The sequence below is a fragment of the Butyrivibrio sp. WCD2001 genome (assembly GCF_000424485.1).
GTDB lineage: Bacteria > Bacillota > Clostridia > Lachnospirales > Lachnospiraceae > Butyrivibrio.
In genome coordinates this window covers 105,456-130,457 of record NZ_AUJZ01000008.1, presented here as the reverse complement: position 1 = coordinate 130,457, position 25,002 = coordinate 105,456, and the positions used below count along the sequence as shown (strand labels likewise).

General features: G+C 40.8%; 21 protein-coding genes and 1 tRNA gene. 6 read left to right on the top strand and 16 right to left on the bottom strand.

The genetic code is table 11. The annotated features are described in order from the left end of the window. Positions 1-110: 110 nt before the first annotated feature. Positions 111-183: transfer RNA gene (locus G630_RS0109415), tRNA-Lys, on the top strand. A gap of 238 nt (positions 184-421) precedes the next feature. Here G630_RS0109415 and G630_RS0109410 read toward each other — a convergent pair. Continuing rightward, on the bottom strand, positions 422-2,692 hold the full coding sequence (locus G630_RS0109410) for a leucine-rich repeat domain-containing protein (RefSeq protein ID WP_026498437.1): 2,271 nt from the start codon (positions 2,690-2,692) through the stop codon (positions 422-424). 141 nt (positions 2,693-2,833) lie between these two features. On the opposite strand from G630_RS0109410, the gene G630_RS0109405 reads away from it, so the two are divergent. After that, positions 2,834-3,142, top strand: a complete 309-nt coding sequence (locus G630_RS0109405; RefSeq protein WP_026498436.1) for a helix-turn-helix domain-containing protein — start codon at positions 2,834-2,836, stop codon at positions 3,140-3,142. A 431-nt stretch (positions 3,143-3,573) separates the two neighbouring features. Here the strand turns inward: G630_RS0109405 and G630_RS0109395 are convergent, their stop codons facing one another. From G630_RS0109395 to sufC, 7 genes are all read right to left on the bottom strand, one after another. Further along, a complete protein-coding gene (locus G630_RS0109395) occupies positions 3,574-5,046 on the bottom strand; it encodes a hypothetical protein (RefSeq protein WP_026498435.1) in 1,473 nt (490 codons plus the stop codon). Beyond that, complete coding sequence (locus tag G630_RS0109390) at positions 5,046-6,485, bottom strand: MBOAT family O-acyltransferase (RefSeq protein ID WP_026498434.1); 1,440 nt, start codon at positions 6,483-6,485, stop codon at positions 5,046-5,048. The genes G630_RS0109395 and G630_RS0109390 overlap by 1 nt, the downstream gene beginning before the upstream one ends. 137 nt (positions 6,486-6,622) lie before the next feature. After that, positions 6,623-7,084: a Fe-S cluster assembly sulfur transfer protein SufU gene (gene sufU / locus G630_RS0109385; protein WP_026498433.1), complete on the bottom strand. Its 462-nt coding sequence runs from the start codon at positions 7,082-7,084 to the stop codon at positions 6,623-6,625. Positions 7,085-7,087: 3 nt separating this feature from the next. After that, a complete protein-coding gene (locus tag G630_RS0109380) occupies positions 7,088-8,308 on the bottom strand; it encodes an aminotransferase class V-fold PLP-dependent enzyme (protein WP_026498432.1) in 1,221 nt (406 codons plus the stop codon). Positions 8,309-8,318: 10 nt separating this feature from the next. Then, complete coding sequence (locus G630_RS0109375; RefSeq protein ID WP_026498431.1) at positions 8,319-9,482, bottom strand: SufB/SufD family protein; 1,164 nt, start codon at positions 9,480-9,482, stop codon at positions 8,319-8,321. 4 nt (positions 9,483-9,486) lie between these two features. Next, entirely contained in the window at positions 9,487-10,896 is a 1,410-nt protein-coding gene (gene sufB / locus G630_RS0109370) for a Fe-S cluster assembly protein SufB (RefSeq protein ID WP_022761759.1), read from the bottom strand. A 10-nt stretch (positions 10,897-10,906) separates the two neighbouring features. After that, the gene (gene sufC, locus G630_RS0109365) at positions 10,907-11,686 is read right to left on the bottom strand and encodes a Fe-S cluster assembly ATPase SufC (protein WP_022761760.1); all 780 of its coding nucleotides are present in this window, start codon (positions 11,684-11,686) and stop codon (positions 10,907-10,909) included. Between the two features lie 254 nt (positions 11,687-11,940). Between sufC and G630_RS0109360 the strand changes: the two genes are divergently transcribed. Beyond that, positions 11,941-12,933: a putative manganese transporter gene (locus tag G630_RS0109360; RefSeq protein WP_022761761.1), complete on the top strand. Its 993-nt coding sequence runs from the start codon at positions 11,941-11,943 to the stop codon at positions 12,931-12,933. Positions 12,934-12,936: 3 nt separating this feature from the next. Here the strand turns inward: G630_RS0109360 and G630_RS0109355 are convergent, their stop codons facing one another. The 3 genes from G630_RS0109355 to G630_RS0109345 form a co-directional block, all read right to left on the bottom strand. Continuing rightward, positions 12,937-14,277 carry a sensor histidine kinase gene (locus G630_RS0109355; protein ID WP_026498430.1) on the bottom strand — a complete coding sequence of 447 codons (1,341 nt, stop codon included), beginning with the start codon at positions 14,275-14,277 and terminating at the stop codon, positions 12,937-12,939. Positions 14,278-14,370: 93 nt separating this feature from the next. Further along, positions 14,371-15,045, bottom strand: a complete 675-nt coding sequence (locus G630_RS0109350) for a response regulator transcription factor (protein WP_026498429.1) — start codon at positions 15,043-15,045, stop codon at positions 14,371-14,373. 62 nt (positions 15,046-15,107) lie between these two features. After that, entirely contained in the window at positions 15,108-16,235 is a 1,128-nt protein-coding gene (locus tag G630_RS0109345; protein ID WP_049946159.1) for a DUF3810 domain-containing protein, read from the bottom strand. A gap of 109 nt (positions 16,236-16,344) precedes the next feature. Between G630_RS0109345 and G630_RS0109340 the strand changes: the two genes are divergently transcribed. Together G630_RS0109340 and G630_RS0109335 are read left to right on the top strand one after the other, a co-directional pair. Continuing rightward, on the top strand, positions 16,345-16,992 hold the full coding sequence (locus tag G630_RS0109340; RefSeq protein WP_022761765.1) for a hypothetical protein: 648 nt from the start codon (positions 16,345-16,347) through the stop codon (positions 16,990-16,992). Positions 16,993-17,113: 121 nt separating this feature from the next. After that, a complete protein-coding gene (locus tag G630_RS0109335) occupies positions 17,114-17,629 on the top strand; it encodes a hypothetical protein (protein WP_022761766.1) in 516 nt (171 codons plus the stop codon). Positions 17,630-17,800: 171 nt separating this feature from the next. On the opposite strand, the gene G630_RS0109330 is transcribed toward G630_RS0109335, so the two are convergent. From G630_RS0109330 to G630_RS0109315, 4 genes are read right to left on the bottom strand one after another with little or no spacing between them, the layout of a single operon-like run. Continuing rightward, the gene (locus tag G630_RS0109330; protein WP_026498427.1) at positions 17,801-18,550 is read right to left on the bottom strand and encodes an RluA family pseudouridine synthase; all 750 of its coding nucleotides are present in this window, start codon (positions 18,548-18,550) and stop codon (positions 17,801-17,803) included. Beyond that, positions 18,547-19,236 (bottom strand): response regulator transcription factor, encoded by a 690-nt coding sequence (locus G630_RS0109325; RefSeq protein WP_026498426.1) that lies wholly within the window; start codon positions 19,234-19,236, stop codon positions 18,547-18,549. The genes G630_RS0109330 and G630_RS0109325 overlap by 4 nt, the downstream gene beginning before the upstream one ends. Before the next feature lie 29 nt (positions 19,237-19,265). Then, positions 19,266-20,393 (bottom strand): sensor histidine kinase, encoded by a 1,128-nt coding sequence (locus G630_RS21350; protein ID WP_044928405.1) that lies wholly within the window; start codon positions 20,391-20,393, stop codon positions 19,266-19,268. Between the two features lie 20 nt (positions 20,394-20,413). Beyond that, positions 20,414-22,291, bottom strand: a complete 1,878-nt coding sequence (locus G630_RS0109315; RefSeq protein ID WP_026498425.1) for an HD-GYP domain-containing protein — start codon at positions 22,289-22,291, stop codon at positions 20,414-20,416. Positions 22,292-22,449: 158 nt separating this feature from the next. Between G630_RS0109315 and G630_RS21345 the strand changes: the two genes are divergently transcribed. Further along, positions 22,450-23,373 (top strand): alpha/beta hydrolase, encoded by a 924-nt coding sequence (locus G630_RS21345; RefSeq protein WP_049946158.1) that lies wholly within the window; start codon positions 22,450-22,452, stop codon positions 23,371-23,373. Here the strand turns inward: G630_RS21345 and G630_RS0109305 are convergent. Beyond that, positions 23,370-24,911 carry a glucosyltransferase domain-containing protein gene (locus G630_RS0109305; RefSeq protein WP_026498424.1) on the bottom strand — a complete coding sequence of 514 codons (1,542 nt, stop codon included), beginning with the start codon at positions 24,909-24,911 and terminating at the stop codon, positions 23,370-23,372. The genes G630_RS21345 and G630_RS0109305 overlap by 4 nt on opposite strands. Between the last annotated feature and the right edge of the window lie 91 nt (positions 24,912-25,002).

The following is a 25,002-nucleotide window of genomic DNA, read 5'->3' as shown; positions in this document are numbered from 1 at the left end:
AAAAATTGTTTAAAATTTGAAAATTTTTTAAAAAAATGCTTGCATTATAAAAAAATCCGTAGTAATATATCACTTGTCGCTAAGACAGCGACGCAAACACCAATAAATAAGCGCTTCTAGCTCAGTTGGTAGAGCACCTGACTCTTAATCAGGGTGTCCAGGGTTCGAGCCCCTGGAGGCGCACGCCGAGTACTGTTTTGTGGGTATATCCCATGGGGCGGTACTTTTTTTGTGCGAAGCAATAAACCATGCAAAAATGGAGATATTAGAGTACGCGGGAACTTGCTCACTAAGAACTCTATATATCTCCATTTTTATACAGTACATTCTGCGACAACGAGGAACAAGCGATACGGTTCTGAGTCTGTCGGCATGGTGTCTCTTAAACATACACAATTTTAATTCTTGCGTGTGACGTTCTTTATCCTGTAATCTTCATAGAACTCTTATATCCTGTCTTCTTGTTGAACTTTTTCTTATACTGCTTCAAAAGTTTCTTTTTCACTTTAATTACTGCCTTTTCAGAAATATTTGTAATAGCCTTTGCCTTAACGTCAATGACGACATCCGCCTTAATAATCAGTTTCTTTAGCTTTGTGCAACCATTGATTGCTTTCGGTCCAAGTACTAAAAGACTCTTTGGAAGTGTAAGACTTTCAAGCTTTGTACATTTCCTTATTGCAGAATCGCCAATGTTCTTAACGCCATTACCAATAGTTAGCTTTTTAAGATTAATACATCCATAGAAAGCATATGCCTCAATATCTTCAACATTATTTCCAACTATAATTTCCTGAACGTTCTTATTCTTATAGAAAGCTTTTTCTCCTATAGAAGTAACTTTATACTCTTTATCTCCCAAAGAAACCGTCGCGGGAATTACAACCTTCTTGGCCTTCTTATCCTTTGGTGTTGTTACTTCAATTTCAGGATTCTCATCGCCATCATCCATAATTGTAAACACAAGCTCGTTAGTCATGATGGTTCTATCACCATCAAATACAATATCCATCCCGGAGCCATATTCTAATATCTGGAAAGATTGCGATACCGCACCTGAATACTTTCCAATACCGGTTATTATAACAAGTCCCGTTCCAACATCGAGATTATTCTCGTAGCTTACCTTATAATCCACATCACGAACCAGTGTTATTCCATCGAGTGTAACCGTAGGTGTAGGTTTTTTCTCTGATCCTGTATAAGTGTATATTGTATGATTTAGCTTAATAACCGCATTCTCAATAGATATTCCACCTATTGAATAATTTGCAGATTTCTGTCCTTTATATCTTCCCTTTCCGGTAACGGTAACAGTCGCCATACCCGGGCCTACCGTACCTGTATATGTCAGTTCATAGTCTGTTCCTTCAGTCAACAGTTGGTTGTTGTACTTTACTTGAGCTGACGGTTTTTTCTCCTGTCCATCATAAACATAATCACTTTCAGATAATATTATTTCTGCTTGAGCCAGATCATTTTTTGATATTGAAAAATTAAGAGTCTTTGAGTTTAAATAAAATCCTGCTCCTGTTATCGTAACTGTAGCAGTTCCCTCTTCAATATTATTAGCATAAGCAACGATATAATCTGTTCCTTGATTTAACAATACTCCATGATGTCTTACTGTCACTCCTGGAGTTTTTGCAGTTCCATCATAAATAACAGAATTATATTCTAGATTTGCCTCTGCTCCAGAAAGATCCCCATTTATTGGGAATGTTCTTGTAGCAGTTCCAGTATATGCATCCATTCCGGTAATAGTGATAGTTGCAGTTCCTATATTGGTGTTGTTCGAATATGCTACTGTATAATCACTATTCTCCAACAAATCACATATTGTTCCACCTATAGAATACTGTACTCTCACATTAGGTCTCTTCTCTGTTCCGCTATAAATCTCAGACTCTGGATATATTGTTATTGTTGCTTGATTAATTGGGTATGTATTGCTTGTATCAACAAATGGTATACCTCTATTGGTACAGAACGTTCTTACAGCTGCTGAAGAAGAATATACAACACCCGAAGATCCAATCGCTTCATTATGTATATTTTGGATAGTTGATGGCAATATCAGTTTGCTTGCACCAGCATACAAACTTCGTTGATCGAGAGCAGTACATCCTTCTCCAATCTCTGCTATTTGAAGTCCACCAAGCGAAAATGAATAATAGGGTAATGTTGCCACAGTACCTGGTACATATAAACGTCCATTTCCGCTACAACTTGCACAATAAAAAATCATTGTTCCCAAGTCAGTCACACTGGCTGGAATAGTAACCGAACTATAACCGCCAGAATATGTAAAAGCGTTGTTTCCAATCCTTGTTAGAGAGCTGTTAGGAAATGAGATTGACTGCATTTGTACTTCACAAAATGCATAATTCCCTATGGATCTAACACCTTCCTCTATTACGAGCCTACTTATGTTATTTCGGTATCTATACCAAGGCTGATCACCAGATGAGTGATATAATGTAGCTCCTACATAATCAGCCATGTTTCCCGTACCGCTTATAGTAAGAACTTTGTCGCTATCATATTTCCATGTAACAGAAGCTTCTTGCCCTGTTGCACCACATGTACCATAATCTAGTACTGTCGCAGCTTTTACATAATTTGGCCTAATCATAATGAGCATTGTAAATAAAACAACCAGTATCATCTTCTCAGAATTTAGTCTAAGCATATCCAAACCTCCTTAGATTATCCTAGAATATATAGAAATGAAATCAATTTTGATTATCTCTATATCTATACTCATATTACTCTATAACTGTAATGTTATCTCTAAAACTTTGATAAGGTTTCTCTAAAAAGGAGATAAATTTTGGATATAGGTACAAGAATTCGATATTTTAGGGAAGCAAAAGGATATACTGTCAATAAGCTTGCTAATTTATGCGGTATATCTCAAAGCTATTTGCGCGAAATTGAACTCGGCAATAAAAATCCTACTGTGGAGATTCTTGGCATTATCTGTGATACATTAGACATTTCTCTTAGAGATTTCTTCGATGATTCTGACAAGTCAAAATCTTCTTTTTTCCAAGACCCATTAATTGAGTCCATTTATAAACTATCATCTGAACAAAGAATTCTTCTGAAAAAATTCTTAGATTCCTTGATGAATTCTTAACAGCAATAACAGCATCAGGCCCTTTTGATAAATATTCATACAGCGCATAAACAATCTTAAAGTAAATAGATTAAGGATTCTGCCATTTTGGTATACTTTTTACCCACTTTTTCAAGCTTCTTTCTCTCGAAAAGTAAATAGAACTCCGGATTTCCCACTTTGGTATCCCTGTTTTGCAAAATCATGGGTACCAAATACCTGAAAACGTCTTCTCATTTACAAACAGTCTCGAAAACACTTGAGAAATCCGTAAAAATGGGTACCAAATCGCTTAAAACGCTTTCTCATTTACAAACACCCATCGCTGATATCAACACCGCTGGCTAAAAATAAATTCCAAATGAATTCCAACAAAAAAAGATATGAATAGCCCATAGATTTTTACTCACCTATAACTATTCATATCTTCTTAAATTTTTAAAGAAATTATCTTACCTATTCATCCCCCCGTCATACACAACGGAGTCGATAACCTTCCTGGTATCATTACAATAAACCACAATATTGATTCCATCCCACTTCTTGGCATATTCGACGTCATCAATTTTGATTGAGCAATCGCTTCCTGCATAATAACCCTTAGAAGTAACTGAATAATCAACAATTTTATCTCTCACACTACCGACAAAATGAAGCGGTTCCATTCCGGCATCCTCATTGACATCCTCTTCATTCTTAACAGCGCAGTAACCGTCATATTCCTTTGAAGGGAGCTTAAATCCCATCTTGGAAAAGGCCTTCTTTACCGCATCTGTCACACAGAAGGACATGTCATTCTTCGCAGCCACCAGCACTGTGTAGCGCGGCTTATCTATCTTTTCAAGATACTCATCTATATCCTTTATATTTGCGATCTTACAGTCCTCGACGACCTGTTCGTAGTATTCTCTAGTATCAGCCCACTGATGATCGTATACCGCGCCTTCTACGCCGTAATCCTCCTGTAGTAGCTTAGCGATATACTTGGATACTCTCTTGGCTCCCCAGATATTGGTATGCCAGTCATCATTCATATCCTTGGCCCAGTTAAATTCGGAATCTGTGTACGCGATATATTCATTAAAATCGCAGAACTCCACACCATTCTCACTAGCATACTCCTGAACAGCATTATGCCTGTTCTCATCCCATCCGGTAGACGGAGTTTTTGTAAGAACAAGATTAATCTCATTATCCTTACACAGTTCCACAATCTTATCCAGGTAATTCACCATCACCGGCTCAGGCTCTGCGTAAGCCTCATAATTGCTGATAAGAATCGGCTCATAATCCGGGGTGGAATCCCCCCTCTTACTCAAGGCTGAAAATCCCTTAAGTTCATAATGATTTTCAAGACTTAAAAATTCAAAATCATTTTCCGAAAGCTCCATCCAGCGATTGTGGAATCTCACATTTCTGAAAATGTAGCTGTTAACAGTCTGTTTGGGATCAAGCCTGCAGATATCATGTATAGCTTCCCACTTAACATCCGACCACTTCATTGCATCCATAGCCATTCTGGTGAAAGACTCCGAGGTATTAAGCGGCTCCGTCGGATCAAAGGTATAAAGCATATTTGTTTCGACCACAACAGCACTCGGTTTTTGATATCTAAGTGTTTCCTTAAGCCAATAATAGGAAACCACGAGATTTTGCTGCTCACAGGCAAGGTTATAGCTTGTGATTCCGTATTTATCATATATGACCTGCGGATTAAAAGCGGCTGCCGCATGGCTGCTTCCAAGGAAAATAACATCCACAGTGTCCTTATCCATCTTATAAAAACCCTTGTATGTCGAAGTTGTCGGCCACAGGTCCTCAAAATACTTTTTAGGGGTTATAACATAATTAACAATAGTAATGACAAAGCAAGCTATTAATGAAAAAAGTACTACCCTAATAGCGAATGAAACACGCTTTCTCATCAAAAACCTCCGTAAATAAAATCCTGGGCATCAAAGCCAAAGCCATAAGTACCAAACAGAATAATACCAACAATTGCCGCAAGATAGACTCCCCATCTGATAAGAAGTGGCTGAGTAAAAATTCTCTCTCCCACGGACTTTCCTTCCTCCTGGTACTTGGATACCTTATGCAGGATAAAAATTCCGATTCCCAAGATAACCATCTCTCTCCACTCTAGTCCGAGCGTGAAAAGTCTGTCATTCATAAGAACCCAGGGATTAAATTCCGTAATCATATTTGTAATCAGTTCCAGACCCTTCCTCAGAGTATCGGCTCTGAAAATGATCCAGGCAAAATTCACAAGAAGGAAGGTTCCTCCCTGTTTAATCCATTTTTTCTTCATGGAATCCGGTTTTATACCGCATACGGAATATATCTTCTCTCTAAGTTCAAAGGTGAGCTCTCCCACTACCTGATAGAAGGCATGAAGAAGCCCCCACACCAGGAACTTAAAGCCTGCACCGTGCCACAATCCGCTTATGAAGAAAGTAATGAAAAGATTGATATATTTTCTTGTTTTACCCTTTCTATTGCCGCCAAGCGGAATATAGATATAGTCCCGAAGCCATGTACTAAGAGAAATGTGCCATCTTCTCCAGAAATCCTTTATCGACGTCGCAAAGTAAGGACGTTCAAAGTTATTTTCAAGCCTTATTCCAAAGAGTCCGCTGACACCCCTTGCAAGAGTTGTGCACGCCAAAAAGTCAGTATATAACTGAACACTGTACAGGAATGACGCAATCCATATATACGCCCCGGAATATGCCGGATAGTTATCAAATACCGTATTTACTATTATTGCAGCCTTATCAGCAATTACAAGCTTAAGGAAAAAGCCCCAAATGATAAGCTGAAAGCCTTTTACAACCTTCTCTTCATCAAATCTATTGCCCTCGGTAAGCTGGTGCGGGAGATTTTCATATCTTGGAATAGGTCCCTGGATTATCTGAGGAAAAAAGCTTGCAAACAAAGCAAACTTCGCAATATTCTTTTCCGGGCCTGTTTTTCCCATATATACATCTGCCATATAGCCTATGAGCTGCAACGTATAAAAAGAAATTCCCATAGGAACAAGCCAGTTTATCGGCTCTCTTCCAAGTATCTCATTAATTACAAAGTTGGAATTCTTGATCAAAAACCATGGTGTGACGACTCCCAGAATACCCAGTATAAATACCGCCTTTTTCCCGGCACCTGAAAGTTTATCAGTAAGAAGTGCCACCAAATAACTTATGAGAATCGTCCCAAGGAAAACCCACCAGCCGGTCTTATAAAATAGGGCATAAAAAGCTATATTCGCAGCTAAAAGAATAAGCCATCTGAATCTGATGGGAAAGATATAATAAAGAAAGAGTGCAGCAAGCACCAAAACAAAATATTTTAACGAGATGTAAATCATTAAGTTCCCTGACCCCAAAAATAAAACACAAAAACCAACGGTAGAATGATACCAAAGTCTCTCTCTTAAAGCCATATTAAATTAATACAAAAAAGAGTCCTAAATATTAGAACTCTTTTCCCATTCTCATAAATAATTTACTGATCCTCAGTAGATACATTTGCTGCTTCGTCCGGATTCTCAAGCATTTTCTGCATTGTCTTCCAGCCAAGCACCGCACATTTAACTCTTGCGGGCATATGTGCTATATCCTGAAGAGCTGCTGCCTCATCGAGCTCTTCAATCTGCTCCTCATCCTTGATCTCACCCTTGATCATTCCCATAAAGGTTCCTGCAAGTTTAATGGCATCTTCCTTAGATCTCCCTATGACCTGATCTGCCATCATATCTACAGAAGCCTGTGAAATAGCGCATCCCGATCCCGAGAACATCGCATCCTCTATAACATCATCGACTATTTTAAGCTGAAGAGTGATGTCATCTCCGCAGCTGGGATTTACTCCCCTAAGCACAAGATCCGGATTCTCCATCTCACCCTTATGGGATGGACGAAGGTTGTGCTCATTAACTATTTCTCTGTAAAGTCCTTTTAAATCCATTTTTTAATCCTCATAACCCATTACTGAACGTACCTTTGCAAGGTGTTCAAGGAATTTGTCCACTTCCTCTTCAGTGTTATAGAAGTAAACACTTGCTCTTGCGGTTGAGCCTGCTCCGATAAACTGCATAAGTGGCTGTGCACAGTGATGTCCAGCCCTTACACAAACGTGGTCATCATTTAATACCGAAGAAATATCATGCGGATGAACACCCTCCATAGTGAAGGTAACGATTCCGCTATGCTTAGCGGGATCTGATGATCCGTAAATTTTTATATATGGAAGCTTTTTCATTCCCTCCATCATACGAACTGTAAGCTTATGCTCCTGCTCGGCTATAAAGTCAAAACCGACCTTCTGAAGATATCTGATTGCAGCCTCAAGTCCTACGGCACCTGCCGCATTGACAGTTCCTGCCTCAAACTTGTGCGGTAGCTCAGCGTATGTCGCATCCTCTCTGGTCACATATTCTATCATCTCTCCGCCTGTAAGGAAGGGTCTCATTTTTTCCAGAAGTTCTTTTCTTCCGTATAATGCACCTATTCCCATGGGACCCATGAGCTTATGTCCGGAGAAGGCATAAAAATCCGCCCCAATTTCCTTAACATCGACCGGAATGTGCGGCGCAGCCTGAGCTCCGTCTACAACCACGGTTGCTCCCTTCTCATGAGCATATGCCGCAATTTCCTTCACAGGATTGGTTATTCCGAATACATTCGATACATGTCCGATGGAAACAATCTTTGCCTTATCGGTAATCTTGCTCTTATACTCAGCTTCTGTTATAACACCCTCTTCATCGGGTTCCAGGAAAACAAGCTTTGCTTTCTTCTGCTTAGTCACCATCTGCCAGGGAAGGATGTTGCTGTGATGCTCCATCACGCTTATAACAACCTCATCACCCTCACCTACATTATCAAGTCCATAGCTGTATGCCACAAGATTAAGAGACTCTGTGGTATTTCTTGTGAAAATTATCTCCTCAGTAGAAGCTGCTCCGATAAAATCTGCCACGGTTTTTCTGGCATTTTCGTATCTCTCTGTCGCATCAACACTCCAGTCATACAAACCTCGAAGAGGATTTGCATTGGAGTTTTCATAAAAATCCTTTATGGCGTCAACAACCTCATTAGGTCTCTGAGAGGTTGCTGCATTGTCAAAATATATGTAATCCCCTTTATTTAGAATAGGGAAATCTTTTCTGAAATCTTCGGGTCTGGACATTGTATGCTCCTTAAAGAATAGTTCTGATATATTGCTGAATCCTGATGATAATAGCTTCGTCAGGAATCATTCTTGCTATGCTCTCCATGCGGGCACGAATCATAAGCTTCTTCGCACTCTCCTCATCGATTCCGCGGCTCTCCATATAGAAAAGCGTGTCATCGCCGAGCTGTCCGATGGATGCTCCGTGGCGTCCATCCACATCCTCTTCTCCGCAGAGGATAACAGGCATGGTTCTGTTTATTACATCGGGGCTAAGAAGGAGTGTGTCCTCCTGCTCGTCTCCGACAGAACCCGCACTTCCTGCCTTGAAATCCAGCGTTCCTCTGAAAGTCTTAACAGCTTCATCAAGAAGAACACCTCTGAAGACCATGTTGGAATTAGTCTTTTTGCCCATCTGATCAGCCACATAGTTCATATCGTAGCCCTGCTTATGACGGCAGAGGTATCCGGTGTGATTATTGAATACACTGTTGTCTCCAAGAAGTGTAACTCTGCAGCCTCCCCAGGTGTGTCCTGCTCCGAGCTGCATATTTATTGCTTCAATATCAGCCTTGTCGTCGCATACACCGCCGATATCGTCAAAGTGAGCCATTTTCTCACTTATGGTCTGTACTTTAACAAGATTGATCTTTGCACCTTCCTCAGCAAGAAGTCTTGTCTGTATTCCTAAAAATCCGCCGTTATCAGGTTCTGAAACATATTCCATGATTACTGTTATCTCAGAATCCTTCTTAGCATGGATAACCTGGCTTCCGAGTACGCAGTCCCCGTCACTAAGCTCATATCTGATCATCACGGGCTGCGATACCTTCTGTCCCTCCTCGGCACTGATGACTGTCACTGGAACATTCATTTCCTGCATGAATGAATCAATCTCCACTCCCATTCCGGTGCGGACTGTCTGTGCATCGTTAAGTGGCATGGTGTCTCCGTTAGGTCCGGGTATATCCAGCTTTTTTGCGGCTATCTTTTCATTTACTGATTTGAAAATCTTTCGGATATCTTCCTCTGTTGCATCATCTTTGACAGAAATCCCACCGGGAAGTTCTCCTGTAACAGGCGTTTTTTCAGCCCTTATCTCAATATCTTTTATCTCTATCTCACTGTCGTTTGACTTTAAAAAGCGATAAGTCAGCGCAGGAAGATGATTAACTTTTAATACCTTACTCACTTTCTCAGCCTCCTGACATCTCGAGTTTGATGAGGTTGTTCATCTCAACCGCATATTCCAAAGGGAGCTCCTTAGAAACCGGGTTAGCAAAACCGCTGACAATAAGCGCTCTTGCATCCTCTTCTGATAATCCTCTGGACATAAGATAGAATACAGCTTCGTCACTGATTCTTCCTATCTTTGCTTCATGTCCTACATCCGCGTCATTGGTTCTTATATCCATTCCCGGAATAGTATCCGCGCGGGAGATGGAATCAAGCATAAGAGAATCACAGGAAACAGAAGTCTTTGCATGCTTTGCTTCCTTATTTATGGTAACGGAACTTCTGTAGGTTCCGATTCCGCCTGACTTGGATATAGACTTGGTCGATATCATGGAAGACGTGTATTTCCCCTGATGAATAACCTTGGCTCCGGTATCGAGGTTCTGTCCCTTTCCGGCAAAAGTGATTCCGGTATACTCCATATTGGAGTGATCACCCTTAAGAATTGTCATAGGATACAGGTATGAGGTGTGTGATCCAAAAGAACCCGAAACCCATTCCATGCGAGCACCTTCCTCAACCAGAGCTCTCTTGGTGTTGAGGTTATACATATTCTTTGACCAGTTCTCTATTGTTGAATAACGAAGTCTCGCATTCTTTTTAACATACAGTTCAACGCAACCTGCATGCAGGTTGGCAACGTTATATTTAGGTGCCGAACAACCTTCTATGAAATGAAGGTCTGCGCCTTCATCTACTATAATTAATGTATGCTCAAACTGTCCGGCACCTGCCGCATTAAGTCTGAAATATGACTGAAGCGGAATCTCAACCTTTACTCCCTTGGGAACATATACAAAGGATCCGCCTGACCATACAGCTCCGTGAAGAGCAGCATATTTGTGATCTGTGGGAGGTACCAATTTCATGAAATACTCATGAACCATCTCGGAATACTCTCCTGTAAGAGCACTCTCCATATCTGTGTAAACAACGCCCTGTGCTGCTACTTCATCCTTAACGTTATGATAAACAAGCTCTGAATCGTACTGAGCACCTACACCTGCAAGTGATTCACGCTCAGCTTCCGGGATACCGAGTCTCTCAAAGGTATTCTTGATATCCTCAGGAACGTCCTCCCACTTACCCTTCATGTCAGACTTTGATCTTACATAGGAAGAGATGAGATTCATATCAAGGTCATCAGTATCCGGACCCCAATCGGGCATCTCCAGCTTATTGTAAATTTCAAGAGATTTTAAGCGAAACTCTCTCATCCACTCCGGATCGTGCTTTTCCTCGGAAATCTTCCTAACAATATCCTCGGTAAAGCCATCCTCCATGCGGTAGAAGTCCTGCTCGTTCTCCACATCCTTTATGTCATAAACACTGCGGTCAATATCAACAACCGCTTTATTATTTTCGCTCATCTGCTATTCCTTATTTCAGCGGGCTACAGCCATCGCATCCTTCACATCTTACGTATTTTTCGAAACCGTGCTCATTGATCTCCTCAACAAGGCTTCCATCACCTGTTGTAACAATATGTCCCTTAACAAGAACATGAGTATAGTCAACATGAAGTGACTCAAGAATCTTGGTGCTGTGTGTGATGATTAAAAGAGCACCATCCTTCTTTTTCTGGTACTCCTGAATACCCTTGGAAACAGTTCTTACGGCATCAACGTCAAGACCGGAATCAGTCTCATCAAGGATGGCAAGCTTAGGGTTGAGCATGAGCATCTGCAGGATCTCTGCCTTCTTCTTCTCACCGCCTGAAAAGCCTACGTTCAGATCACGGTCTGCATACTCACCATCCATAGTAAGAAGATCCATAGCTTCACCGAGCTGCTTTTTATATTGAAGAAGCTTTACCGGTTTGCCCGTCTGCTCATGAAGAGCATTTCTCACAAAACTTCCGAGTGAAATACCGGGAACCTCAAGAGGATTCTGGAAAGACAGGAACATTCCTGCCTTTGCTCTCTTATCAGCAGACTCATTTGTAAGATCCTGTCCGTCAAACAGAATCTGTCCCTTGGTCACATTGTAGTGGGGATTACCCATAAGTGTGTATCCCAGAGTTGATTTTCCGGCACCGTTAGGTCCCATGAGAACATGGGTCTCGCCTGCCTTGATTTCTAAGTTTATATTGTGCAGAATCGGCAGATCCTCGACTGATGCTGAGAGATCTCTGACCTGCAGTAATGACTGTTCTGACATTCTATTACTCCTTTATATCCAATAAGCCATGCTTTATTTGCACATAATCCGAATTATTATAGCATATATTAATGAAAATATGGAACTTATAGTTTATGATATTTTATAGCATCTATTTACCTATCAAGTCACTAGGTATTATATTAGCAAATCTGTAATTTGGCAACATATTAAATTTATGAAATTTGCAAAACGCAGGATATTAATGATTAAATAGAATTCATAAGCATTGATTTTTCTTTTGGAGATTATATATGAATTTCTGGATTCCGATTTTAGAAGATACCATAGAAGACGGGCTTAAGATTCTGCCCTTTTTATTCATCACCTATTTAATAATGGAATACTTAGAGCACAGAACCGGTGACAAGACAGAAGAGATGGTTCAAAAAGCAGGTAAATTCGGTCCTCTCTTCGGAGGCGTGTTCGGTGCATTTCCCCAGTGTGGTTTTTCCGCAGCGGCGTCAAACCTATATGCCGGAAGAGTTATTACTATAGGAACGCTTATTGCTATTTATCTTTCCACATCAGATGAGATGGTTCCGCTTTTTATTTCCGCACAGGTTCCCATATCCAAAATGATAATTATTATCGCTATGAAAGCTGCTTTCGGTGTATTCTACGGTTTTCTGATTGACCTTATTGTCAGACGCTATCGCAGATGGAAGAAAAAATCCGAGATTGAAAAAATGAAGATCGATGAGCTTTGTAAAAGAGAGCACTGTCACTGCGAGGAGGAAACTCCTAAGATTTCGGCTCACAGAAGTCAGAAAGAGAGTAAAGAAACCATTACCAAGGCATCAGTCGCCAAAGAGATGCAAACTTCTCATGACCATTCGCATGAAGGACACGGGAACATTCTTCGCTCCGCCTTTATTCACACAATTCATATTTTTATTTATATTCTGATATTTACACTGATATTAAATGCCCTTATAGAACTCGTTGGTGAGGATACGTTGGCAGGTATACTTTCCGGGAACGCCGTGCTTAGTCATGGTCTTGCCGGTATTGTCGGCCTAATACCCAACTGTGCCGCATCCATTGTTATAACCGAGCTCTATCTGAGTGGAATCATAACCTTTGGTGCTATGATGTCCGGTCTTCTCGTAGGCGCCGGCGTAGGTCTTCTTATTCTTTACAGAGTAAATGAAGGCACCGCTAAGAACTTACAGATTACTATCATTCTGTATCTTATCGGCACCTTCACAGGTTTCATTCTTGATTTAATTGGAATTGTAGTATAGCCCTCAGCTTTTTTTCATTATCGGAATAGTAATCATGAATTTCATGATGTTTTCTCCCACGGCCTTAGCTTCTATAGTACCGCCGTGTGAGTTCACTATGGCCTTTGCAACCGAAAGACCGATTCCGTAGCCCCCGGTTTTACGACTTCTGGAGTTTTCTTCCCTGTAAAAACGGTCAAACAGTCTGTCCAGTTTACCCTTAGGTATATTTTCGCAGCTGTTTGATATCTCCAATATAGCATTCCTTGAACTTTCGTCTCCACTTAGAGAAACACTCACTTCTCCTTCATCAGGAGTATATTTCATGGCATTATCTATCAAAATCGTACATAACTGCTGAATGGAATTTCTGTCTCCGTTTATATGTATATTCTCAGCAATTTCTCTTGTATACTTAACCTTTTTAAAATCTGCAACCGCAATAAAAAATGTCGCACTTTCCTCAAGAACAGCGCTCATATTTAATTCGGAAAAGACGGCATCAATATTCTCTTCCTCCATCCTGGAAAGAGTAAGCAGATTTTTCACAAGACCGTCCATGCGCTTTATCTGGTTCTTTGTGCTCTTGGTCCACTCACTCTCACCCGCTTCAAGCTCTATTACATCCATGTTTGCAGATATCACTGCAAGAGGAGTTTTAAGCTCATGTCCTGCATCGGTAATAAATCTTTTCTGCTTTTCCAGTGATTCCACAACAGGCGCAACCGCCTTTCCTGAAAGCAGGAATACAAGAACAAACATCGCTATAAGTGCTACCAGACCTATCAAAAGTGTCATAAAAAGCAGCTTATTGGCATTATAGAAGCCTGCACTGCAGTCCATGAATATCATGAGATAGGATCCGTCATTATTTTGATGAACAAGATATCTGTACTGTCCTCCGATATAGCCTCGTCCAAAGCTCTTTGTCTGAAACAGTTTATTTGCATATTCTTGCGCTTCTTCTTCGGAAACAGCAGCTATATGCGACGTATCCGTCTCTAGCGTTGTTCCCATCTTATTGAGCTTTACCCAGAAGTATCTTGACTGAAACGGAATCTCAAGAGATCTGTTGTATGCCATCCTGTCTCCAAAGAAAGGTGCAGGTCCCATCGTATTTACATCATCACTTTTAGAAGCAAAATTCTGATCATCCTGATTATTTATACCCGGCAGTAACGGAAATAATTCTTTCATATCGGGAAAGTTTCCATCGTTCTCTGAAAGGATATCAAGAGTTTCATCCGCACTTGTTTGAACCTGGGTGAAATTAACTATGTTTATAACGCCTATTATCCCTATCAATATAACCAAAAGAGAAATCATCGCCGTCAGGACGAATTTGCGCCTTAGTTTTTTTACCATTGTGTTTTATACCCCTCATATAGTCATCGGTTCCGAAAATACAATTGCTTATTTAACTGTACTCCCTAAAACTAAAACCAGCCTAAATTCGTTCTATTTTATTTCATGCATGGAATATCCTACTCCGCGGGATGCCTTTATTTCGCAGGTGTCTTCAAGTGCTGCCAGTTTTTTTCTAAGGTTACTTATGTAAACCCAGACAACATTCACATCAGCCTCCCCATCTGCCCATATTCTGTCCATGAAGGCATCAACAGATATAACTCTTCCGGGATTCTCCATCAGCATCTCAAGCATCTGAAACTCTCTTCCCACAAGCCTGACAGGCTCTTTACCCCCGGCTTTAAGTTCATAGCTTGCCCTGTCGAGCTCCAGATTACCGCATCTTAAATTATTCGGAGCAAAATCTCCCTTTCTTCTCGTCATCGCACGTATTCTGGCAAGAAGCTCTCCCATCTCAAAAGGCTTTGTCAGATAATCGTCAGCGCCAAGATCAAGACCCTTTATCTTATCGTCCGTCTCTGATTTTGCAGTAAGAAACAAAACCGGTGTATTAATACCCTTTTCACGAATTTTCTTTAGCACTTCCGTGCCCTCCATTCCGGGCATCATGATATCCAGTATTATCCCGTCATACTGGCTTGAAAGAATATAATCCAGCGCATCCTGTCCATCGTATACCGCATCAACCGTATAGCTTGAATGCTTTAATATGGCAACAAGCGCATTTGATAATTCCATTTCATCCTCTGCAAGAAGAAGTTTCATGACTTAAATCTCCTAATATTTCTTTCTATATAAAAAATTTTATCAGATATTCTCTACAGGAATTATGAAGTTTGTATGAAATATTCCAGCAGCATCAGCTCTACAACTCTGTCATAGCTTGCTTTTCCGTCATTTACACCATTTACTTTCAGTGTAGTATCTACGAAAGTATCGGCTGCCTTCTTCACAGTCTCGGTATCAAGCGGAGAACTCTCCTCAACCTTCTTCCAATTCTCTTCGGTTAGAAAAACATTGTCTTTCTTTACCTGATCTGAGATTTTTACATGCGACAGATACTCTTCCTTGGAAACGTTTGCGTAAAAAGCATTATTTACATAATTTAGAACTCCAAGGTATCCGCTGTATCTAAAAAAGATGTCGTCTGAATTAATGCAGGCAAGATATGCAAGGAAGTTCGCCTCATCCTCAAAAATATAACTCTTTGTATGCGCAAGCTCATGGCACATTGTGAAGGGTTTGTTGGTTATATACATAATATCGTTGTAATTAGCTTCCATTGAAAACGGGAAGAAATACCCCTGCATGTACTGCTGACTCATAAATCCCGAAAAGACGAGCTGTTTTGGAGTAACATAATACCCCGACAGCTTCGGAAATCTCTCGCCGAGCGCCGACATCGCTTCTCTGGCGGTTTCCTTCATCTCCTGCTCATCATAGCTAAACTCTCCGTTCTCATTCCTCGGAACTTCAGTTGACATCTGATTACAAATATTTACTATCTCATCACGAAGCTCAGTAAGCTCAGCTATTGTGAACTCTCTTTTTGTACCATCTTCAAGTTTGCTGTTTTCATAGGTATCGGATATGGGTGTGGTGTGATAGTTCACAAAGCAGTTTAGAGTCATAACCAGTGCGATAATAATCAAAAGTCTTATTGTGTGTCTTCTTATCCACTTTGAAAACAGAATCATAACAAGCCAGATTAGTCCCGCGATTATCATAAATTCCCCGACTGAAAAGGGAAATTTCGATGTGAATCTTCCATATGTATTTACCCAGATTGGAAAAATCTTAGCGCTATAGATATCTGAAAATCCGGGAATCACCCATGAAAAAACATTCAGGAGAATTGTTATTATGAGAAGAAAAACAAATATCGGTCCACCGGCGATAGATTTTTTTTCTGTCTTATTATCTGTATTTTTATTTTCCGAACTATTACTCTTCATTTGTTTTTGCCTCTTAAGTTTTTCTGTTTTTTGTCTTTTACAGACGTATATATTATACTCAATACCAGATGGTTATGCATCAGATCAAACTTTTGGGAGAGCCCGTAATATGTCAAAGAAAAGCCTTCTTGTTTTTACATCTTTATTAACAGCATTTATACTTTCTGCCTGCGGATTATCCGAGGAAAACCTTGCCAAAATGACTGAGACAAGGGATGCTCTTACCGCACAGAAAAATGATACACAGACACTTTATGAAAAACTGACTACCGAAGATTATAGTGATGAGCTCTCGGATTTTTCTGCTAAGTATGAAGAGTTCAATTCTCTTGATTTTGAAAAACTCAAAGATAAGGACGCCGAAGAACTGATTCCTCAGATGGAAGCACTTACGCAGTCTTATAAAGATCTTTACTCAAAAATGGATAAAAGCCTTGAAGAGTCTATTGCTGCTGCCGATGAAGCCGCAAAACATACAGAGGTCTTAAAGCACATCGAAAACCATACCGGCTACAATCTGACTTCAATAATTTTTAAAGATGTAACTACCGGAGCTGAAACCGAAAATTATCTTAAAGAAGGCAGTGTTTTGGAACCCTGGCAGATTCTTTCCGGCGTCACTCTGCCTTTATATGCTGACAGCACAGAGTGGTCCTTTGTCACAACTGATACCGAAGGTAATATAGTAGAATATCCCGTAAGCTCAGAAGAATTGAATTCCGATGGTCAGTCCATAATAATAATCGGTTCAAACTAAATTATTGAGACTTTCTTAAAATTCACGAAAACCTCTTAAAAAAGCGGGAAAGCCCTTGAATTTGCCTATTTTTAGGACTATATTGTTGGTGCAGGAAAAGGCAAAAAGAGGAGAAAATATTATGACAAAGTATAAGCCGGATGACAAAGTCATCATTTTGGATTACAACAACAAGCCTTTAGTACCTCAGGTTGTCGCCAGAATTGAAGAGGTTTATTCTGACGGAAAAGTAAGGCTGGATCTTCCGGACGGAGCAGCATGTTTTGAGTATCCGGATCATTTCAAGAAAATTGATGAAGAGTCTTACACTAAGTATCTTCAGGCAGTTCGTGCCAGAGAACAGGAGCTTCCGCTGGATCTTAAGATGGATATCAGAAAGTTTGTGGCAAAGCGTCCCCGTCTCCGCAGAGAGATCTACAGAAACTACGAGCTGGATAAAAAGTACGTAAGTATCATCCATGCTTATGCCGGTCGTATTTCAATGTATGGCAGGGAAAATATCCCTCAGCAGTTCCTTTATGAGTTCGAAGATGCAAAGCAGGGAATCGTGCAGACACGTTCCTTCTTCCATGACATAGACGAATCCATCAAGGAAGTATCCGTTCCGGATCAAGCCAACGCTCATGTAGAAGTTTAACTGACATAAGGGCGCCCCGTGAAATATATAGTTATTTCAATCTCGTTGCAAAATACGCATAATCGATTGAAATCCCTATATATCTCACGGGGCTGTTTTTTGTTTTTAACCCATCTATATCTACAAATCGATAGATAATAGCAAGGATGGTTTTAGGTTAATTCCAATGAACTAGAATTCATTGAAGATGGGGCCTTGGGGTGAGATGTCAAAGTTCATGGTTTCACCGGTGGAAGGATGCTTAAATGAAAGGGCTTTTGCACATAGTGCTACATCTTTTACCCTGAGTCTTGCTGAGACTTCATCACTCTCTTCCGACAGGTACCGCCTGTCACCTAGAAGAGGATGCCCCGCATTTGAAAACTGTGCACGAATCTGATGATATCTACCGGTTCCAAGATGAATTTCAACAAGCGAAATCTTATCATTTCTATGTTCGCTAAAATCCACCACATTATTGGCAGAAATATCATTTATTTCTTTCTCGGATATAACTTTGTAGGACAGGAAACATTCCTTCGCATTCTTATCCGATGAATCAGATATTACCGCACTCCTGCTGGCAGCGTCCCTATACATATAGTCGCGAAGCTCGCCTTCTTTTTCGTCGTCGGCAAATGCTCCGAAGACTACAGCCATATATATCTTATTCATCTCCGCGCCGGCCTGAACCTGAGCACTTAAATCTGCTGCCGCCTTCTTGGTTCTCGCAAATACTATTATTCCCTCCACAGGCTGGTCAAGTCTGTGAACAATATACAGAAGTGTCGATTTATTCTTAAATTTCCCGCTTCTTAATATCTGCGAGCGCAGCATTGTCTCCATATCCGAAGAGGTTACGCTGCTGCTCTGGACCGCTACTCCGGCAGGTTTATGACAGACCAGTATGTCATTGTCTTCATAAAGTACTTCGATGCTCATACCTTAAAGTGATATCCAACACCCCAGATTGTCTCGATGTACTGAGGATTTGAGGTATCAAACTCAATCTTTTCACGGATCTTCTTGATATGTACGGTAACGGTCGCAATATCCCCGATTGAATCCATGTTCCAGATTTTTCTGAAGAGTTCTTCCTTCGTAAATACATGGTTAGGATTCTCCGCAAGGAATGTAAGAAGATCAAACTCCTTGGTGGTGAAGCTCTTTTCTGCGCCGTCAACATAAACTCTTCTGGCTGTCTTGTCGATTCGAAGTCCTCTTATCTCAACAACATCATTAGAGTCATGTCCGCTTCCAACAAGTCTTGAGTAACGTGCCATATGAGCCTTAACTCTGGCAACCAGCTCTGAGGGACTGAAGGGCTTTGTTATATAGTCATCCGCGCCGAGTCCTAAGCCTCTTATCTTATCAATATCATCCTTCTTTGCTGATACCATAAGAACCGGAACATCTTTCTTTTCACGGATTCTCTTGCACACCTCGAATCCATCCATTCCGGGAAGCATAAGATCCAGGATAACCAGATCAAATTCCTCGCTGAGCGCTGTCTGAAGCCCCACATCTCCTGAGTTTTCAATTTTCACTTCAAAATCAGATAATTCCAAGTAGTCCTTCTCGAGGTCAGCAATCGCTTCTTCATCCTCAACAATCAGTATTCTGCTCATACCAATGGCCTCCTGTCTTTTTTATTTTGTCATATACTTTCAAAATCATGTTCAACCACTGCTTCACCTTCCGCCTTTTCATGGTACTCCATGTATTTCCTTAAAACAAAATGCATGCATGTACCCTCTCCCTCATGGCTTGTAGCCCAAATGTAGCCACCGTGGTCTTCTATGATTTTCTTTACAATTGAAAGTCCGATTCCGCTTCCGCCCTGCTTGGAATTTCTGGAGGAATCGGTCCTGTAGAATCTGTCAAAGATGTTCGGAATATCCGAAGCACCTATACCCTTTCCGTTATCCTCTATTTCAACTCTGACAGAGTCCACTTCATCAAGTATCCGGATGTCGATATTTCCCGTACCGTCATCCCTGTCAAGATATTTAACGCTGTTGCTTACTATGTTGTTAACCACTCTCTTTAGCTGCTCGGGATCAGCAACAATCTGGGTGTCGGGTGTGGTTAGATTTGCATAATTTAAATTAATATCCTTACTGTCGAGGTCCATTCCTATCTCTTCAATACAGTCCCCGAAGTAATCCCCAACATTTATTCTTGTAAAATTATACGGTATGCGGTTATTGTCTATGCTCGAATACAGCGTCAGTTCGTTAATAAGATTATTCATATCATTTGCTTTATTAAAAATGGTACGAATATACTTCATCTGCCGCTCCGGAGTATCCGCAACCCCTTCCAGTAGTCCTTGCGAATAGCCCTTAATCGCAGTTATGGGCGTCTTAAGGTCATGGGAGATATTACTTATCAGTTCTTTATTCTGCCCCTCTCTGATGACCTTTTCATCGGCCGACTCCTTTAGTCTTAGCCGCATGTCCTCATAGTTTCTGTATAGTTCTCCTATTTCACCCTTATCGCCAATATCTGTGGGCAGCATATAATCAAAATTGCCGTCCTTGATATGCTGCATCGCCACATTCAGCTCATCCACCGGCTCGAAGAAACCCTTCCTGAGCCATGCGGTCAATATCACACTGGTCACAAGCATTATCAGGAAAAAGGCCACAACCATATATGTAATAAAACTCGTATATGAATAAGCCAGCGAATTCCTTATGATAAGAAACGATGCAAAAACCAGGATAAGCGGTAAAATAACAATGGTCGCTGATGTAATCATCAGCCTGGTTCTAAATCGCATGTATGCTCCTTATATGTGTATCAAATATTGGGAAGTTCTTCCTCGGCGTTCCCCAAAATTTCCTGCATCGCACGGTAATAGATATCATATCTACCCTGTCCCGTGAGATTCCCAAGTTCCTCTCTAAGCTCCTTTGAATCTTCTATAAGCTTTACAATCTTGGGATTATACCTTGTGCCTGCTTCAGCCTTAAGCTCTGACAGCAGCTTCTCAAAATCCTTGTTCTTTGTATAGCTTCTTGTAAGAGTATCTGTTCCTGCCTCAATCGAATCCGCTATGGAAATAAGATCGATTATCACTTTTTCCTTGGATTCACTGTTATCATATCCCAAAGGATATCCGTGAAGTCCGTCGTAATGCTTGTGATGACCTATGATTATATCGGCATAGGGCCTTAATGCGGCATTATTTTGCGCTTCGCGATAACCCACCTCGGAATGTTTTCTTATGGTTGCATATTCTTTTGTATTAAGACTTCTGTTTTGCCTGTTTATCGTATCCGGGATATAGCATTTTCCTATATCATGAACAAGACCGCTCATTGTTATAAAGGATAAAATGTAAGCCTTGCTCTTTTGGATATCTTCTAATGTCTCCATCCCTCTGACACCTATCAGAAGTTCCGGCTCCTTTTCAAGGATAATCTGACCGATCATCGTGGCTATCTTTGCAACCATCTGCGAATGAATATATGTAAACGGCTGACGTCTTACTATCATTTGCATTATGAACTGAACTTTATTAAGCTCACCGGAGAGCATAGGCTCTGCTGCATGATACCACTGCTCACATACAGGCTGCATATCGCCGGTGAAAAATCTGTACGGAACTTTTGAAAGGATTTCCATCGAAGTCGGCATAAATCTGTCGAGATAGGAACTTCTTTCATTATCATCAAGCTCCATTTTTTCCAGCACCATTATTGCCGTGCAGGCGTACTTAAAATGCCTCAATACAATTTCAAAATTAACGGGATCATCATTTGAAAAAGTTGGCTTTGGCAATATCTCATTTATGCTTTTTATAAGTTTCTCCAGAACTTCTTCACTTTTAATATCTCCGCGAAGCCATTTATAGGTTATGCAGGTTCTGAAATCCGGAGTTCCTTCCTTTTCACCGTCTTTTTCTTTTGCTCTCCTATATGACTCACCAAGGAGGCTTAAATACTTTTCCCTGTCAGCTTCAGACAAAACATCAATATTTTTGGATTTTGCCATAAATGCATCGTCAATTATCGAAAGAAATCCCTTTATCTGTTCGTTGTCTGAATCCCTTTGCTGTACATTCTCATTATTCCAAAGAGCCCATACCTTGTCATAGAGACGTATACTCTCATCCTTTTCGGTATAAAAACCGGAGAGGTATGTTATAAGCTGTAAATAATCCCGGAAAATAAACTCCCGAACTTCAGGAGCGGAAATCTGTGAATAGCGCTCTGCCTGCGCGATAGATCCTCTGAGATAATCAAGGGCTATACTCATGCCCTTCTTATCGCCGACAGAACGATAAAACTGAGCATACTCAGACCCCAGAACATGATAGATTGCAACCAGAAACTCCGGCTCATCCATCTCCTTAAACACAGGAAGAATGCGCTCGCAAAACTCAGTAAGCACTACAAAATCATGGTGATCGTCAAAGAAAAAACCTATAGCAAGGTCATAAAGAAGCTCTGCCTCCTCCGGAGTAATCTCCTCGGAGCAATTTTCCCACAGCTCAGCCATAAGCTCTTCGTTTTCCGCATATACTTCGCGCATAACATAAGATCTTTCGGACAAAAGCTGTATCCAGTCAAACGGATCATCAATTAAAAAGAGCTGATCCTCGTAATTTTTCAGCTTCAAAGAGTTCTCAGTGTAAAGCCTTCTGAATTTCTCTGCAAGTTTCCTTTCTAACATGTGTACCCCTCATATACATCACGTAAAAAAATTATGCAAAATATCAGTTTGATTAATCATACCATATTTCGTTAATATGTGCTATTGAATCTCCACCAATTGCACATTTTATTAGTATTTGCTAAAATTTTTATACATTACTTGCAAAGGAGGTTCCCATGAGCAAAAAGCGAAATTTCGTATTATTTGGTCTTTTTACAGCTCTCTTCGGAGGTGGAGCCGCAGCTGCATCGATTTTCTATGATATGGCAGTTGTTCCGAAAAAGAAAACACAGAAAGAAATAGACAATAACCCCATGGATTCAAAGGCAATCAGGTGGGTAAGAAATAATCCTCTCAGAGAAGATGTCTATGTCGATTCCATTGATGAGTTAAAGCTTCACGCACATTACATCAAGGCAGAGGAAGAAAGTCACAAATATGCCATTGTTATTCACGGTGTCAGAAGTGACGGCGAATATATGGGTATCTTTGCCGAGCATTACCACAAAATGGGCATAAACGTGCTCCTTCCCGACAACAGAGGCTTTGGCCAAAGTGAAGGTAACTACACCGGCTACGGATATTTTGACAGACTTGATATTTTAGAGTGGATTTATCACATAATTAAAAAGGACAAGGATGCGCATATTCTCATACACGGTGTAAGTATGGGCGCTGCTATAACTCTTATGACCACCGGTGAGAACCTGCCGGATAACGTTATACTTGCAGTTGCAGACAGCAGCTACACCACCGTTTATGAAGAGTTTGCAGACATCTATAAACAGGGCAAGCACCTGATTCCTTTCCCGGTTTCATTTTTCATTATTCGTCTGCTGGTGCTTATCCGCTGTGGTTATGACATAAAAAAGGTGGATGTGCTTTCAGCTGTTGAAAAGTCAAAGACACCCACTCTGTTTATTCACGGCGATGAGGATAAGGTTATAGATCCTCATATGAGCGCACGCCTCTATGAAAAGTGCAGCGCGCCCAAGCAGTATTGCCTGATACTCGGCTCCGACCATGTTGAAGGAGTCGACGTAGATCCCAAGAAATATTGGAACAAAATCGAAGGCCTTATGGAAAAGACCGACTTTTAACCATCGTCCTCATTTAGCTTCACAACCCACACACCATCGATTTGTTTTACACAGCCGTCTTCAGGGTAATTAGACATTTCCTTGAATTCGGCTGTTTTCATGAGCTTTTCTTTTTTCTCAGTGGTAATGTCCCCTGTATCAATTCCAAACCATATCTGAATAAATCTGTCCCTGTGAGTCGGAAGGAATAAGTGCTCTTCGAGTGTAGCACCTTCGAAATCCGCAAGAATAGCCCCGTGCATACTGTGGGCTGCCACCGGAAGAGGATCCGGATAAAAACCTCCAAGGATTGCCATTGGCTCACCGTACTTATATCCTCCATCCTCCAACTTTGAGATTATTCTGTTGTAATACTGCATTACACGGTTCTGGGCAACATAACTTCTGTAATATGAGTTATTTATTACTCTCGCGCCGGCATAGGCTTCGAGAATAAGTCCTATGAAAATGAGTGATGCAAGAAATACCGATACTTTTTTCTTTGTACCTTCTTCCCCTCTCATTATTCTCTCCATTCCAGCTATGAGGAAGAAATAGAACACGCTGTAGGAATATATCATAACTGTGGATGCATGAGAAAGCTCGGGAGCCATCACATACACAAGTCCTAGTGCCAGAGGAAAAATTGCAAGGAGAATAAGGCATATTACTCCTCTTGAAATCTCTGAAAAGGTTTTTTTCCATATAAAAAGAAGGACCACAAGAATTATCAAAAATACAACCAGCACTCTGTTGAATAGTGTGGGAGCGCCTTTCATAAAGCTTTCCGGAGCCGTAACAAAATACTGAACGCCCCTGTGATATGCCCTAAGTATCGACAAAGCAAGGTCCGCCGGTGAGGTATGTCCTATACTGCTAAGTCCCTTATACTCGCTAAGATCAACAAACTTAAGACTAATAAGATATCCCGCCATTGCCACCGCAAGGCCAAGGAGACTTCTAAGTCCCTTCTTTATGACAAGACTTACCTTTGCTCCGTCCATCAGCATGAGGAAATAGGCAAGTACAAAAAGTGAGGCAGAAAGACCAAAGTATGCCTGATAGCAAGCCATACTAAGGAACTGCAAAACAATACCTAAAATAAAACCATAGGTGTACTTGGATGTAAGATACACATTCAGAACACTTGCAAGAATAGAAAGCGCAAAGATTGGCGCCAGATACATGTAGTACATATTACTTGCTGTGCTGGGAAGCGTCATCATCATAACGCCTACAAGAACGGCACCTGTTATACTCTCAATTTTCAAGACAGAAACTATTACGCAGGCTGCTGCCGAGAGAAAAATTATCGCCATAATGCCATTAAGAGCCGGCGCAGACCAGGGTGAAAAAATATCGTGAATGGGATCCTGGAGCCATCTTCCCAGAACTTTTCCGCCGCCAACTCCCGGTACGCATACAATATCATCCAGATTTGTAATCTTGTTTGAAATCATGAAGAAATGAACAAGAAGTCCTGTTATAAAACTGATAAAAAAGCAGAATCTATGTGTGATGGGAAGCTTTTCCCAAATCTTTTTAAGAAAATCCGGCATTTTCTTACTGTCCTCCGAAGCTTAATTCTTAGTTAGAAGTGAATTTAATTATAGCAAAAAATATGGTAGTATGAACAGACGATAAGTTTTA